The sequence below is a fragment of the Nisaea sp. genome, assembly GCF_965216895.1.
In the GTDB taxonomy this organism is placed as follows: Bacteria; Pseudomonadota; Alphaproteobacteria; order Thalassobaculales; family Thalassobaculaceae; genus Nisaea.
This window is the reverse complement of the sequence record NZ_OZ244205.1, coordinates 124,694-139,010: the sequence shown is the minus strand read 5'-3', so window position 1 is coordinate 139,010 and position 14,317 is coordinate 124,694. Positions and strand designations below refer to the sequence as shown.

Below are 14,317 nucleotides of genomic sequence, written 5' to 3'. Positions count from 1 at the left end.
TCTAGTAGTTTCAGTGAGTTTGATGCCCGGTCGGAAGAATGAAACATACGACCGAGCTTGGCGAGCTTCTACAACGTCCCGGCGATTTTTCCAACAAAAACTAAAGGATTCGTAGAATATTATTTGGTGACATCGAAGTCAACATTAATCCCAATTAACTATTTTTCTTAACCACAACCAACAAAACACAGAGTAGCTCAAAAATTCGTAGAATTGCTCTTAATTTCTTCTTGAATTGTCACATTTCCGCAATCGGTGCGTTCATATAGCCCGAAACCAAGGCAAGTATAAGCATAAAAGAATGTGCATTCCGCGAAGCGTTCACCCGGAACAGGCACTGATCACTCCGGGCCCTCATCCCAAAAGCGACGGGCCGGACAGCACATCTGTCGCCGCACAGCTAGACAGGAAGCGCCTCAAGAGGGGCACCATTGCGGCAACAAAGAGGTCATTTGCGGAAAGGACGGCCCATCATGGCAGAGAGCCGCAGCCGGACCAGGCGGCGTGAGCGCACGCGATCGCGTACGGGAGCGGACGGCGCGCAACAGCGGATCAGGCAGGCGCCCTGGCGGCGTCTCCGCTCGCCCTACCCGCCCCTTCCGCTGATCTCCGAAGATCAGATCGAGGCCATTCACGCGGCGTCGCTCCGCATTCTGAGCGAGATCGGTATCGATTTTCTCGATCCGGCGGCCCGCATGCTCCTGAAACGGCACGGCGCGGACGTGAATGAAGGGTCGGAGCGCGTCCGTTTCGACCCCGACATGGTGCTCGACCACGTCGCCAAGGCACCGTCCGAATTCACCCTGCATGGCGGACGCCCGGAGCGCGATCTCGTCTTCGGCGCGAACAGCATCAACTTCTGCTGCATCGCCAGCGCGCCTTTCTGCAGCGATCTGGACGGGGGACGCCGCGACGGCAATTACGCCGACTTCAACAATTTCTGCCGCCTCACCCAGAGCGCGAATATCGTCCATATGTTCGGCGGCTATCCGGTCGAGCCGGTTGACCTTCCCCCGGCGACGCGGCATCTCGACTGCCACTATTCCTTCCTGACCCTCTCGGACAAGGTACACCACGCCTATTCCCTCGGTCGCCAGCGCCCGTCCGACGCCATCGACATGCTCTGCATCGCACGCGGCGAGACCCGCGACAGCATCGCCGAGCGGCCGGGCATGCACACCATCATCAACACCTCATCACCGCTCCGTGTCGATACGCCCATGCTGCAGGGCCTGACGGAAATGAGCGCGCACGGTCAGGCGGTCTGCGTCACGCCCTTCACACTGTCCGGCGCCATGAGCCCGGTGACCATTGCCGGCGCGCTCGCCCAGCAGAACGCGGAAGCACTGGCGGTCATCGCCTTCACCCAGATGGTGCGCCCCGGCGCCCCCGTGATCTATGGCGGCTTCACCTCGAATGTCGACATGCGCAGCGGTGCGCCCGCCTTCGGAACGCCGGAATACGCCAAGGCCGCCTTCGCCGGCGGCCAGCTCGCGCGCAAGTACGGCCTGCCTTACCGTTCGACCAACGCCAATGCGTCCAATGCGCCCGATGCCCAGGCCGCCTGGGAATCCATGATGTCGCTCTGGCCGGTCGTGCTCGGCCACACCAACATGGTGATGCACGCGGCCGGCTGGCTGGAAGGGGGACTCACCGCCTCCTTCGAAAAGTTCGTGATCGATCTCGAACTGCTGCAGGGCATGGCCGCCTTCCTCGATCCGCTCGAGATCTCGGATGCGTCTCTTGCACTCGACGCCATCCGCGATGTCGGTCCCGGCGGCCATTTCTTCGGTACGGCACACACGCTGGAACGTTACGAGACGGCGTTCTACGAGCCGCTGCTTTCGGACTGGCGCAATTTCGAGAGCTGGGAGGAAGCCGGCAGTCTCGACGCGACGAGCCGGGCGAACCGGATCTACCGCGCCATGCTCGAGGCCTACGAAGCGCCGGCGATCGACCCGGCGATCGACGAGGAACTGAAGGCGTTCATCGCCAAACGGCGCGAGGATCCGGGGATCGAGTAAATCAATCTGCCGATCAACGGTAGGGATGCACAGGGTTTTCCTTCACACGGAAGAGCCAGCGCCGGGCGATTTCGCGATACCCCCGATAGATACGCTGGCCTGCATGGTCGGATCCGAGGCGCCGGAAGGCTTCGTATTCCGGCAGGCGGTACCATGGCACGCCGGGCCTTGTGTGATGCGCGACATGCAGATTGTTGTTCAGGAACAGCAATGCGAACGGCGCTTCGGCCTCGACGATCGCGGTCCGGCCATCTGGCTCGGAGGCGGCGTGATGTTCCGCGAAAGAGCGCAGGAGCAGGAGCCCCGTGCCCGGATAAGCGAAGCAGAGCAGGTAGGTCCAGAAGGGCATTTCGCAGACCAGCGCGAGCCAGGAGAGCAACAATCCGGCTCCGATGAGATGCAGCCCCCACGCCTTCCAGCGGCCGGCACCGCGCAGGAAGGCCCGGGTTTCGCGGCCCAGGAAGAGCGCGGACACGAACAGCGGCCCGATCAGCAGCCGCCCCGCGAGCGTGTTCACCGCGCGATGCAACAGGCGCCGCGGCGTTGAATACATGGCCCACTGACCACGCGTTACGTAGAAGGATTCCGGGTCCTCGATCGGATCGGTCAGGTATTCGTTCTCGTGATGCTTCAGGTGGCTGTCGCGGTAGATCCCGAACGGCACCCAGAGCATCAGAGGCAAGCCGGCGAGCGCCGTGTTGAGCCAGCCGATCCTTGTCGGATGCCCGTGGATCGCCTCGTGCTGATAACCCGCGTGCCAGGCGACCAGTGGAGCACCCGCAAGCGGCAGGAGCCAGGATGGCACCGCCGCGTGCCAATAGGTCACGAGCCCGAAGAGGCCATGGATGACAAGCCAGAGCAGCACCGTCGGCCATTCGACGGCAGGTATCGTTCGCCTCTCGGCCCCGAGAAGCCGCGCCGTGGCACCACCTTCGAGAGGCAGTTGGTTCAATGATCTTTCAAGCATGGAGGCAAGCTAGGCCACCATGCCGCACCGCAACAACGAGCGTTTGCGCCATTATTGCGACGTATGTTGATTATTCGCTCTATAAGGTGATAATTTCCAACATCGCTGAATTATTGCCCCGAGCGCAAATTGGACCGACGTGACACCGTAGAGATCTTCCGTTCCCGGCTTGCCGAGAGCATGGAGCGCGCCGGCATGAACCGGTCCGGACTTGCGAAACGCGTCGGCGTCGACCGTTCAACGCTGTCGCAGTTGCTCTCGCCGGAGAACGACAGGCTTCCCCGCGCCGATACCGTGGCCGCCATCGCCGCAACCCTGCAGGTCAGCCTCGACTGGCTGCTCGGTCTCACACAGCAGGAACAGCTCGGCGCCGAGATTCTGCAGCGCTCGCTCCATATCACCGAGGCCTCGCGGGCTGCGGCGGATCGCAATATCGCCGAATGGCATGCGGAAGCGGTCGGCTACAAGATCCGCTACGTCCCCGCCAACCTGCCGGACCAGGTGAAAACACCCGAGGTGCTGGCCTACGAACACGGCGCGGTCGAGGCCTTCGAACGCGACAGCGCGATCGAGCGGACCCAGGAGCGACTGGCCTATACCCGCCGACCGGAGACCGATATCGAAATCTGCATGCCGCGGCAGGCGCTTGACGATTTCTCCGCCGGCGCCGGCATCTGGTCCGACCTCGCGCCGGAGCTCCGTCTCGCCCAGCTCGAACAGATATTGCACCTGCACGACGAGCTCTATCCGAGCATGCGCATCTATCTGTTCGACGGCCGTGTGGTTTATTCCGCACCGCTCACGATTTTCGGCCCGCTCCGCGCCTCGCTCTATCTCGGACAGAGCTTCTTCGTGTTCAACACGACGGAGCATATCCGCACCCTCACCCGTCATTTCGACCAGCTGATCCGGGACGCCGTCGTGCAGAGCCATGCCCTGCCGGACTATATCCGCGGATTGATCCAACACTTTTCCAAGATTGCCGCCGAATGATCGCCTCACTCGACATGTATGACCTCCCCGAGATCCGCGCGGCGACCGACGAATGGTGGGCCGCGCTCGCCCGCGCTTTCAGGACAGAGGGGATCAACGGCGTTCCGGCAGAACGCGCCCGGTTCGCCGAGGAGAGCGACGCCTGGTCGCGACCCGACCTCTTCTTCGCGCAGATCTGCGGCTATCCGTTGCGCAAATGTCATCGCGAGACCCTCACTGTCATCGGCACGCCATGTTACGCCGCCGACGGCTGCGCCGGACCCCGCTACAGCAGCGTCGTCATCGTCCAGCGTGGCGCCGGGATCGGCGCGCTCGCCGCCCTGCGGGGGCAACGCCTCGCCTGCAACGGCGCGACCTCCCAGTCCGGCATGAGCGCCTTGCGGGCGCTGCTTGCGGAAGAAGGTCATGGACCCGACTTCTTCGGCGATACGATCCGGAGCGGCGGTCACCGTACGAGCGTCGCATTGGTCACTTCGGGAGAGGCCGACACGGCGGCGATAGACTGCGTGACCTGGGCCCTCTTGCTGAAGCATGCACCCGAGGAATGCGCGGCCGTCGAGGTCCTGACGCGAACCCCGGACGCCCCCGGCCTGCCCTATGTCGTCCCCGCCGCGACCGACGCCGGCACCCTTGCCGCGCTGCGCCGGGGCCTCACCCGCGCCGTTGCCGACCCAGCCGGCGCGGAGGCTCGCAGAACTCTCCTGATCGAGGACATCGCGCTGCTCACCGATCACGATTACGTGGAAATCGACGAAATCGAGACCCGTGCCGCCGCACGAGGGCTGCATTCCCTCTTCTGAGCTTGTTGCCAAAGGCCGGACGGGGCAAGATCCGCCGCGAGAAGAAGACACATGCCCGCAGGGAGAATGCCTCGCCATGGCCATCACATTCTACGATCTTTCCGCCCGGAACGGCGCCCGCTTCAGCCCCTTCGGCTGGCGCGCCCGCATGGCACTCGCGCACAAGGGCCTCGAGGCCGGCGCGACGGTGGAGCACGTGCGCTTCGGCGAGAAAGACAAGCTGGAATTCAGCGGCCAGAAACTTGTCCCGGTCCTGCGGGACGACGATACCGTGGTCTGCGACAGCTGGGACATCGCCTGCTATCTCGAGGACAAATACGCCGACCGGCCGAGCCTCTTCGGCGGCGAATCCGGCCGCGGCGCGGCCATGTTCGTCAATGAGTGGACAAACCGTGCCATCAACCCTCTGGTCGCCGGCCTCATCGTCCACGACGTCTATCTTGCCTGTGACGAGCGCGATAAGCCCTATTTCAAGGAATCGCGCGAAGCCCGCTTCGGCAGATCGCTCGAAGAGATCCAGGAAGGCCGCGAGGAACGCCTGCCGGATCTGCACAAGGCCCTCGCTCCGGCCCGAGCCGTGATCGAGAAGCAGCCCTTTATCGGCGGGACCGGCCCGAGCTACGCCGATTACGCGCTTTTCGGCACCCTGATGTGGGCGCGGATCTCCAGCCCGTTCGAGCTGCTCCCGGAGAACGATCCGCTCTGGTCCTGGCGCGAACGGCTGCTCGACGCCCATGACGGCGCCGCCCGCAAGGAAAACCCCTGCGCCGACGCCGCCTGAGGAGTGAATGATGGCACGTGTTCCCGCCCTCAGACCCGAAGATATGGATGACGCGCAACGGAGCATCCATGACGCGATCGTCAACGGTCCGCGCGGCAGGGTCGAAGGCCCGCTGAAAGTCTGGCTGCACAGCCCGGCCCTGGCCGACAAGGCCCAGCAGCTCGGGCAGTTCGCCCGTTTCGACAGCTCGCTAGAACCGCGGCTCTCCGAACTCGCGATCATGGTGACCGGCCGTTTCTGGGGCGCCCAGTTCGAATGGTCCGTGCACAAGCCTTTCGCGCTCAGGGCTGGGATATCGGAAGCGGTCCTGGATGCGATCCGGGACCGCCGCACCCCGCCCTTCGAGAAGGAGGATGAGCGTGTGGTCTATGACGTCTCACGTGCCCTGCACGAGACCCACAAGATCGGCGACGCACTTTATGCCGAAGCCGTGAAAGTGCTCGGGCAGAAGCGGCTGATCGATCTCGTCGGCGTGCTCGGTTACTACACGCTGATCTCGATGACCATCAACGCATTCGACGTCCCGCTGGAAGGCGATCAGGTCGCGGAACTCGACTGAATTCCGAGCCCCCGGAGCGCAATCTCCGCAAACAATCGGGAATTGCAACAAGATCATTTTCTGAAAAAAGATTCGGTTAACATTGCGTTAACAAGAGGCGAGCGCTACCCTGTCACCAAATGATAGGAGACAGGACATGACTACCGTTTCGATTGTGCTCTTTAGCTGGTGCGCAATCGCTGTGGTCGGCGGAATTCTGCTGGGTCGCGGCATTCGCGAGAACTGATAACCGCTCGCCCGAAAGTCAGGAACCCCGTATAGGTAGTGGGTCCCGTGGAACGTTTTCCGCTCAGACGGCTCCTGTCCTCAGCACGATTTCAATCCCGACAATGATGGCGACAAGAAAGGCGAGATATCCGGCAAACTGGATGTGCTCCTCGCCATCGATGACGACCTTGCGCAACCGCGCTCCGAAAATGTCGAACAACGAGACCGTGAGCAGGATGATCAGCAGGATCGCGGCGCCGGCCGCGTAATCGAAACCGCGCAAGGCTTCCGAGAGCGACATGCCGATCCCCCCGGCGCCAACAATGCCGAGCACTGTCGCCGAACGCACGTTCGCTTCAAAACGATAGAGCGAAAACGAGATCCAGAGCGGCAGGACCTGCGGGATGACGCCGTAGATGATCTCCTGCAGCCGGGACGAGCCCGTCGCACGGATGCCCTCGACCGGACGCGGATCGATCGCCTCCACCGCCTCCGAGAAGAGCTTTGCCAGCGTGCCCGTGGTGTGGATGGTCAGCGCCAGCACGCCGGCAAGCGGGCCGAGACCGACCGCCGCGACGAAGATCAGCGCGAAGACCAGTTCGTTGATTGCCCGGAACGCGTCCATCAGCCTGCGCACCGGAAAATGCAGCCAGGCCGGCACCAGGTTGGCCGAGGACATCAGCCCGAAGGGAATGGCGAGCAGGACAGAGAGGAAAGACCCCCAGACCGCCATCTGCACGGTCTCCAGCATCAGGTCCAGGTAGGTCCGCCAGTAACGGAAATTCGGCTCCAGGAAATCGCCGAGCAGCATCGCCATGTTCCCGCCGCCTGAAAACACCTGGCCGATCCGGTGCATATCCGCCGGCACGAAGCTCCAGACCAGCATCACGAGGAAGGCGCCCCAGAGCAGCCAGTCGAACACCTGTTCCTTACGGGTACGGCCCGGCACCTGGATGTCCTCGAGGCGGGTCGCGGGGCCGTTGGCGGCGAGATCGGTCATGTGCGGGCTCCGGAAAAGGCGCGGGGGCCGAACCCGGCCCCCGCTGAATGACGGCCCGGATCACACCGGGCCGCTCAGTCTGGTTACATACGCGGGCGGGCAGCCGCCGCAGCGCGGATCTCTGCAATCCTCTTGTCGATCGCGGCGATCTTGTCCTTCTTCTCGGATTTGGACATCGTCGCGTCGCCCTCGATGGACATGCGCTGACGGATCTGGTCCATCTCGTAGAACGGCCAGAGCTGGGCGTTCGAGGACGGCACGAACGGCCCCATATCGATCATCGCGAGCGCTTCGCGGGCATTCGCCACCTCGGCGTCGCTGCCGAGGCGTCCATAGGTCATGAAAAAGGACATGACCTTTGCCTTCAGGTCCTTGTTCAATTCCGGACGCCAGGCCATCGGGTCGGAAGCGATCAGCGGAGAGCGCCAGATCTCCTTGATCTCGGCAAAGAGTTCCGGGCGGGCCTTCTTCAGACGCTTGTAGAGACCGCCCGAAGAGGCAACCGCCGCATCGACCTGCTTGGTCGCGACGGAGATCAGGTTGGTCTCGTGGTTGGCGTTGCGCACCGTCTTGAAGCAATCCTTCGGGTTCACGCCCTCCTTGGCGAAGACAAAGGTCGACGGCACCAGGAAGCCCGAGGTCGAATTCGGATCACCGAGGCCGAAATTCAGCGTCTTGTCGCATTTCAGGACGTCTTCGTAGGTCAGGCCCGAGTCCTTGTGCGTGACCATCACCGACCAGTAACCCTGATCGCCGTTGGACTCGGTCGTCTGGGCGAAGATCTCGGCGCCGGCGCGGTCGACAGCGACCATGCCCGACTTGTTGCCGTACCAGGCGATATCGACCTTGTCGAAACGCATGGCCTCGATCACGCCGGCATAGTCGGCCGCGAAGAACGGTTTCACCGGCATCCCGAGATCGTCCTCGAGCGCCTTCAGGAACGGGCCCCATTTCTCGCGCTGGGCCGAGCTGTTCTCGGTGGCGATGATGCCGAAATTGATCTCTTTTGGGTTTTCCCGGTCGGCGAGGGCCGGAACGGCGCTCGTGGCGAGGCCTGTGGCCAGTACCGCCGCGGCGGTCAGGCGGGTCATGATGGTCATCGGATCAACTCCTCTTGGCTGCTGGGGGCAAGTGTCAGGCGGAGGCGACGAGGCGCTGTTCCGCTTCTGCATGAACCTCTGCGAAATCCTCGGCATCGGGCAGGATCAGCTCCTCGCTCGCCTCGCCGTAGATCTCGCGGAGAAAACCGGTGGTCAGGTCGTGCGACGGGCCGTCGAACACCACGCGGCCGTCGCGCATCGCGATGGTGCGCTTGCAGTAGCGCCGGGCGTATTCGACCTGATGCAGGGAGACGAGCACCGCCGTCCCCTCGCTCCTGTTGATATCGGAGAGGATCTCCATCACCCGTCGCGCGGAAGCCGGATCGAGCGAGGCGATCGGTTCGTCCGCCAGGATCGCTTCGGATTCCTGCACGAGACAGCGGGCAATCGCCGCGCGCTGCTGCTGGCCGCCGGAGAGCGTCTGGGCGCGCTGGCGCGCGGTGATCTCGATGCCCACGCGGGCCAGCGCCTGCATGGCGCGCTGCTTTTCCGGACGGGAGAACTGCATCAGCGTGCCGCGCCATTTCGGCATGCGGCCGAGCCTGCCGGCGAGCACATTGGTCAGCACTGTCAGTCGCGGCACCAGGTTGAACTGCTGGAAGATGACGCCGAGGCGCCGCCGCACAAGCGGAACCTCGGCCGAGAGTTTGCCTCTCGCCTGTACCGGCGCGCCAAAGACGGCAATCTCTCCGCCGTCCTTCCCCTTGTCGGCACCGAGGAGACCGGCGATGTGGCGGATCAGCGTGGATTTTCCGGAGCCGGAGGCGCCGATCAGCGCCACCATCTCACCGGCGCCGATCTCGACGGAGACGTCAATTAGCGCACGGCGCCCGTTGCCAAAGGTCTTGGAGACGTTCCGGATCTGAATGGCTGGCGGATTCTGATTGTCTGTCATGCGGCCCCTTCCCGAAGGCCGCCACATTACTCAGATGGTTTGACCGGCACGCCGCAAGAACATGACCGTTTCTGGACTCGCAGATGACAGGACACCTACAAACTGAAACCGAAGAGTCTCGGATCGGTCACGATCTCCGCCCGACCATCTGCGGGCATTCCATCGTCATCACCGCCTCGTCGTGCTGGTTGTAGGTCGTGTATTTGAACCGCACGAAGCCGCGGTCCGGTTTCGAGCGCGACTCCCGCTTCTCCAGCACTTCCATTTCGACTCGGAGCGTGTCGCCCGGGCGCACCGGCTTCAGCCAGTGCAACTGCTCGATGGTGCCGGCGCCGAGATTGGTCGCCTGCAGGCCGTTCGCCTGCCAGGCGAGCCGGAAGCTGACCGCGAGGGTCTGGAAGCCGCTGGAGATGACGCCGCCGAAATGGCTCTCCTCGGCGTCCGGCACGCTGATATGGAAGGGCTGCGGGTCGTATTTCCAGGCGAACTCGATGATCTCCGCTTCCGTCATCGTCTTGCGCTGCGAGCCGAGAATCTGGCCGATCTCCAGGTCCTCGAAATAAACCGGGGTCTGCATCTCCCGCGCCTCAGAGCGCCGCCGCGATGGCGTCGCCGAGATCCCTGGTCGAGGCCTGGCCGCCGAGATCCGGCGTCTTCGGCCCGCCGCCGGAGACCACCCTCTCGCAGGCCGCGACGATGGCGTCCGCGGCTTCCTGGTGGCCGTGATGCTCCAGCAACATGGCGCCGGACCAGATCTGCCCGATCGGGTTGGCGATGCCCTTGCCGGCGATGTCCGGGGCCGAGCCGTGCACCGGCTCGAACATGGAGGGGTACTTCTTCTCGGGATTGATGTTGGCCGAGGGGGCGATGGCAATGGAGCCGGCCACCGCGGGGCCGAGATCTGAGAGGATGTCGCCGAAGAGGTTGGAGCCCACCACGACGTCGAACCAGTCCGGGTGAAGGACGAAATTCGCGGTCAGGATATCGATGTGATACTGGTCGGTCTTCAGCTCCGGATACTCCTTCGAGACCGCGGCGAAACGCTCGTCCCAGTAGGGCATCGTGTGGATGATTCCGTTCGACTTGGTGGCCGAGGTCACCTTCTGCTTGCCGGTGCGGCGGCAGAGTTCGAAGGCATAGCGCATCACCCGGTCGGTGCCGGTGCGGGTGAAGACGCTCTCCTGCATCGCCATCTCCCTGTCCGTGCCCTCGAAGAGCCGGCCGCCGATGGCGGAATACTCGCCCTCGTTGTTTTCCCTCACGACGTAGAAGTCGATATCCTCCGCCGACCGGTTCGCGAGCGGACAGGGCATGCCGCGCAGCATGCGGATCGGGCGGAGATTCACGTATTGCTCCATCTCGCGGCGGATCGGGATCAACAGGCCCCAGAGCGAGACATGGTCCGGCACGCCCGGAAAGCCGACGGCGCCGAGGAAGATCGAGTCGAATGCCTTGAGCTGATCGATCCCGTCCTCCGGCATCATCTGCCCGGTCTTGTGATAACGCTCGCAGCTCCAGTCGAATTCGGTGAACTCGTACTCGATGCCGAACTTGGCGCCCGCCGCCTCCAGGACCTTGATGCCTTCCGGGATCACTTCCCAGCCGATCCCGTCGCCGGGAATGACCGCGAGTTTCAGTTTCGACATATCGGCTTCCTCCGCCTATCCGCATTGCTGCCCGGATGCACTGCCCGGACAATTGGGGCGGCATGATAGGCGGAGTGCACCCGATCCCGAAAGCGTCTCGGTAGCGCGGGCTGTCTTTCCCGAGCGGAACATCACCCGAGCGCTTCGGTCCTACTTCCCGGACTTGTCACCGTAGGTCTTCAGCAGCCTCTTGGCCTCCGCGCTCGCCATGAACGTCCGATAAAGCTTGGCATCTGCCTTCGGGCCTTTGCTTTTCTTGACGCCGAACTTGGCGGCGCCCCGCTTGTAGTGCACGGCGAAATAGTTTGCCATGAACTGCCCGCGCGCCTGGCCGGAGCGGTGGGTATGCTCGGTTTCTTCCTTAAGGGAAAGCACGCTGTCCTTCATCGCGCCGCCGAAGCCATAAGAGTTCTGGTCTGCCTCTTGATCGTTGCCGGAGCCACCAAAACCGGAAAAGAAGCCGGAGAACGACGCGCCGCCTTCCTTGCTGGTCTCGGCATTCTGCTCCTCCGCCTTCTGCGACGCCGCAATCCGCTGATCCGCGTTTTCCATCGACCGGCGAACCGCCATAAAGGACATACCCTTGGTCTCCCATGCCGAGACCGTATCGAGCGCTCCGCTCACATCCTTCGCGCCATAGCCGCAGCTTCGGAGAATATCAGCGCCGAGCATGTCGGCCTGGTCCTCCTGGAAACGGATCGCCGCGTTCTTCATCCGGTCACCCTCCATTCCAATGCTGAGGGCTGCACTCGCTTTCTTCAGACCGGAGAACAGATTGGTGCCAACGGAACTCAGAAAACCCCCGTTATCCGCCTTGGCTATCCGCTGCTCGACGTCCTTAATCGGATCCTCGTTATGCTGCATCACCACGTGCGCATATTCGTGCGCGATGAAGAACAGGATATGCCCCGGGTCTTTCACCCGTGCGAAGAGCCGAGGGTCGACCAGGATCAGCCCGCTCCTGCGCGCCTCCAGTACCAGCGCGCCGCTTTCATCCTTGGGCCTGTGGGCGATCTTGAAATCGACCGCCACCCGCGGCAGATCATCCTTCAGCCTGTCGAGGCAGGCGCCGAGCAGTTTGCCGAGAAAACGCTCTGCGCCCGGCGCGTCGATCATCACGTTTCCGCTCTTGAGCGCGTCGATCTCGTCCGCGGCACGCATCCTTCGCAATGCCGCCGCGTCGAGAGTCACGTGACTGAACATCTCTCGGTAGCCTCGAATCATCCGGTCTTCAGGAAGTTCCTGATCGAGAAGCTCCCAGCTCTCCGTGCCGTTCTTCTCGACTTTGACCCACTTGTCACCGGTATTCTCGTCGGTCCAGGTTTCTTGTTCCGCCGACAGGGCCGAGGCGGCCGTGCCGATCAGAATGGCGCATGCCAGGATCGCGCCGCGCATCACTTCGAACACCCTGCGCCGAAGGCCCGTCCGCTGCCGCTGGCGGCGGCCGATGCGGAGGTCACCTGGGTGCGGCATTTTTTCTGGAATTCCGCGTCGAGATTGGTTTCGACATCCTCGGAATAGATCAGGTATTCGCCCACGCCGGGAATATCGATCTCATAGCCCGCCCCGTCCGCGATGACGTTTTTTATGGGGATCGTCTTTCCTTCGAGTTCGACCCGCAGCACCGATTTGACCGGCTCCTGGGTCTCGATATCGAAGAGGTCGAGCTGGGTGGGAATGACCCTGTAGACGCTGCTCGGCTGCTCGGCGAAGACACCGCCGCCAACGGCCAAGAAAAATACAAGTGCCGCTACGAATATCGGAAAACGGGAGAATGAAAGCGAAATCATGCCGTTTCTCCTGAGGTCTGTTCACAAATGGAGCTCTTCTCCGGCAGCGCGAGCACCCGAGCCAGAAATGTCTCCATCTGGAGGAGGTAGAAAGAGCCTGTCAGCCCGCTGACAAGCGCGATCAGGCCGAAGAGCCCGATGAGGTTTACGGGGGTCAGCCGCAATACCAGGACCTGGGTTGCAGCAATCGCGACCAGGATCGACAGATAGAAGATCGTGGCAACGGAAGCCGACAGCAGATGCCTTTGGAGCGGACGGTCTTTACTGTTCTGGAAGCGGCTGGTCGAAAACGACACGAACGCGTGTATCGTGGCCAGAATGACAAATGTCGCCATAGAAAAGGTCCCGGGACCGATCGTCAGAACCATGTCGTCCGTACCCGGCACACGGAGTTTGAGCTCTGTTTTCAGATATCCGTCACCATCCCGATGCAGATTCTCGAGAGCCATGGCGTGCCTGTAGCCGGACGAGACCGAAGGATTTGTCGGTGGGTCGACGAAGCTCGACACCCCGAATATGGCTTGACTGTAAATGACGTCCTTGCCCTCGATCCTCTTCCGCAATTCAACGGCGAACTGTTCTCTCAGATCTTTCGGAAAGCCGCGCCGCACCAGGTTTGTAAGGGAAATCAGGGGCATATAGGGGCAGGGCTCTTCTGCAGCTTTCGCGCCGCCCCAGAACGTCCGACCGATCACGTAGACGAACACGCTCCATGAGCCCTGGTCGGCCTTGTATTTGCAGCCCTCAAGAAACTCGTTCTCCGGAGTGGGCACGAGCCCCCACTCGATCTGCAGGGGCGAGGAAAAATTCGTGTCGAGAACGGAAAGCGCAGACCCGTCCAAACCGCAATCGCTGCGCTCGCAAGCGAAACGGTAGAGCGCAAAAGCGGGAGACTCGTGGTGCTTAAATGTCAGGAAATACTGGTCATGGGCTAGCGGCTCGGTCCCGAGTTCCACCAGCGCCGGCCGGGTCAACTGCCTCAATTCGGCGCGCGGACGGGTGAACTTTCCGACCGGAACAAAGACCGGAATTTCCGGCTTGCTGTTCTTGTAGCGGGTGAGGACCTGAACCAGACGATCCAGTGTGGGATCATCGCGGCGATCCCTGAGAATGAAATCCATGAACACTGAGCGCGGATTGAACTCGAGGATCGCCTCGAGGACATGCGCGTGCTGGCCATAATCCATCGGCCATAGCCAGTCGTGACGTTTCAGATCCTCGTCATCGACAAGCACGAGCGGAACGCTGTCCCGCTGAGCGGTATTGCGAAACGGCGCAGCGAACAGGTTGTAGATTCTGTAATTAAAGCGTTCCGTCAGTTCACCAACCCCGAAGAACCCGGTCTGCAGTCCAAATAGGCCAAAGGCGAGTGAGACGGAAAGACGGATCAGACCTTTTTCCAGCCAACACCGGCAGCGCGTCAGCGCGCGGGGATGATACCGCCGCAGCAATTCGCAGATCAGCCATCCGGTTCCGCCTCTCGCCATCCCCAGATCACCTCTCCATAGGTGTGGAGTTTTTCAAAAACAATCTTTACGGGATAGCAAGGTTAACA

At 62.3% G+C, this 14,317-nt stretch carries 14 protein-coding genes; 5 read left to right on the top strand and 9 right to left on the bottom strand.

From position 1 onward, the window contains the following. Positions 1-473 precede the first annotated feature (473 nt). On the top strand, positions 474-2,024 hold the full coding sequence (locus ACOOE1_RS00635; RefSeq protein ID WP_420404407.1) for a trimethylamine methyltransferase family protein: 1,551 nt from the start codon (positions 474-476) through the stop codon (positions 2,022-2,024). 13 nt (positions 2,025-2,037) lie between these two features. On the opposite strand, the gene ACOOE1_RS00630 is transcribed toward ACOOE1_RS00635, so the two are convergent. Then, positions 2,038-2,976 carry a fatty acid desaturase gene (locus ACOOE1_RS00630; protein ID WP_420404406.1) on the bottom strand — a complete coding sequence of 313 codons (939 nt, stop codon included), beginning with the start codon at positions 2,974-2,976 and terminating at the stop codon, positions 2,038-2,040. Positions 2,977-3,120: 144 nt separating this feature from the next. On the opposite strand from ACOOE1_RS00630, the gene ACOOE1_RS00625 reads away from it, so the two are divergent. The 4 genes from ACOOE1_RS00625 to ACOOE1_RS00610 all read left to right on the top strand — a co-directional run bounded on the left by ACOOE1_RS00625 (position 3,121) and on the right by ACOOE1_RS00610 (position 6,124). Next, positions 3,121-3,984, top strand: coding sequence for a helix-turn-helix domain-containing protein (locus tag ACOOE1_RS00625; RefSeq protein ID WP_420404405.1), 864 nt, complete (start codon positions 3,121-3,123; stop codon positions 3,982-3,984). Beyond that, entirely contained in the window at positions 3,981-4,784 is an 804-nt protein-coding gene (locus ACOOE1_RS00620) for a phosphate/phosphite/phosphonate ABC transporter substrate-binding protein (RefSeq protein ID WP_420404404.1), read from the top strand. Before ACOOE1_RS00625 ends, ACOOE1_RS00620 begins: the two co-directional genes overlap by 4 nt. A gap of 76 nt (positions 4,785-4,860) precedes the next feature. Further along, entirely contained in the window at positions 4,861-5,565 is a 705-nt protein-coding gene (locus ACOOE1_RS00615; RefSeq protein ID WP_420404403.1) for a glutathione S-transferase N-terminal domain-containing protein, read from the top strand. A gap of 10 nt (positions 5,566-5,575) precedes the next feature. Then, on the top strand, positions 5,576-6,124 hold the full coding sequence (locus ACOOE1_RS00610; RefSeq protein ID WP_420404402.1) for a carboxymuconolactone decarboxylase family protein: 549 nt from the start codon (positions 5,576-5,578) through the stop codon (positions 6,122-6,124). Between the two features lie 289 nt (positions 6,125-6,413). Here the strand turns inward: ACOOE1_RS00610 and phnE are convergent, their stop codons facing one another. From phnE to ACOOE1_RS00570, 8 genes are all read right to left on the bottom strand, one after another. Next, a complete protein-coding gene (gene phnE / locus ACOOE1_RS00605; protein WP_420404401.1) occupies positions 6,414-7,331 on the bottom strand; it encodes a phosphonate ABC transporter, permease protein PhnE in 918 nt (305 codons plus the stop codon). 83 nt (positions 7,332-7,414) lie between these two features. Continuing rightward, the gene (gene phnD / locus ACOOE1_RS00600; protein WP_420404400.1) at positions 7,415-8,431 is read right to left on the bottom strand and encodes a phosphonate ABC transporter substrate-binding protein; all 1,017 of its coding nucleotides are present in this window, start codon (positions 8,429-8,431) and stop codon (positions 7,415-7,417) included. 34 nt (positions 8,432-8,465) lie between these two features. Next, on the bottom strand, positions 8,466-9,326 hold the full coding sequence (gene phnC / locus ACOOE1_RS00595) for a phosphonate ABC transporter ATP-binding protein (protein ID WP_420404399.1): 861 nt from the start codon (positions 9,324-9,326) through the stop codon (positions 8,466-8,468). A gap of 127 nt (positions 9,327-9,453) precedes the next feature. Further along, complete coding sequence (locus ACOOE1_RS00590) at positions 9,454-9,903, bottom strand: MaoC family dehydratase (RefSeq protein WP_420404398.1); 450 nt, start codon at positions 9,901-9,903, stop codon at positions 9,454-9,456. Positions 9,904-9,913: 10 nt separating this feature from the next. After that, positions 9,914-10,972, bottom strand: coding sequence for a tartrate dehydrogenase (locus ACOOE1_RS00585; RefSeq protein WP_420404397.1), 1,059 nt, complete (start codon positions 10,970-10,972; stop codon positions 9,914-9,916). Positions 10,973-11,122: 150 nt separating this feature from the next. Continuing rightward, the gene (locus tag ACOOE1_RS00580; RefSeq protein ID WP_420404396.1) at positions 11,123-12,367 is read right to left on the bottom strand and encodes a M48 family metalloprotease; all 1,245 of its coding nucleotides are present in this window, start codon (positions 12,365-12,367) and stop codon (positions 11,123-11,125) included. Next, positions 12,367-12,762: a hypothetical protein gene (locus ACOOE1_RS00575; RefSeq protein ID WP_420404395.1), complete on the bottom strand. Its 396-nt coding sequence runs from the start codon at positions 12,760-12,762 to the stop codon at positions 12,367-12,369. Before ACOOE1_RS00575 ends, ACOOE1_RS00580 begins: the two co-directional genes overlap by 1 nt. Next, the gene (locus ACOOE1_RS00570) at positions 12,759-14,249 is read right to left on the bottom strand and encodes a CHASE2 domain-containing protein (RefSeq protein WP_420404394.1); all 1,491 of its coding nucleotides are present in this window, start codon (positions 14,247-14,249) and stop codon (positions 12,759-12,761) included. Before ACOOE1_RS00570 ends, ACOOE1_RS00575 begins: the two co-directional genes overlap by 4 nt. Positions 14,250-14,317 lie beyond the last annotated feature (68 nt).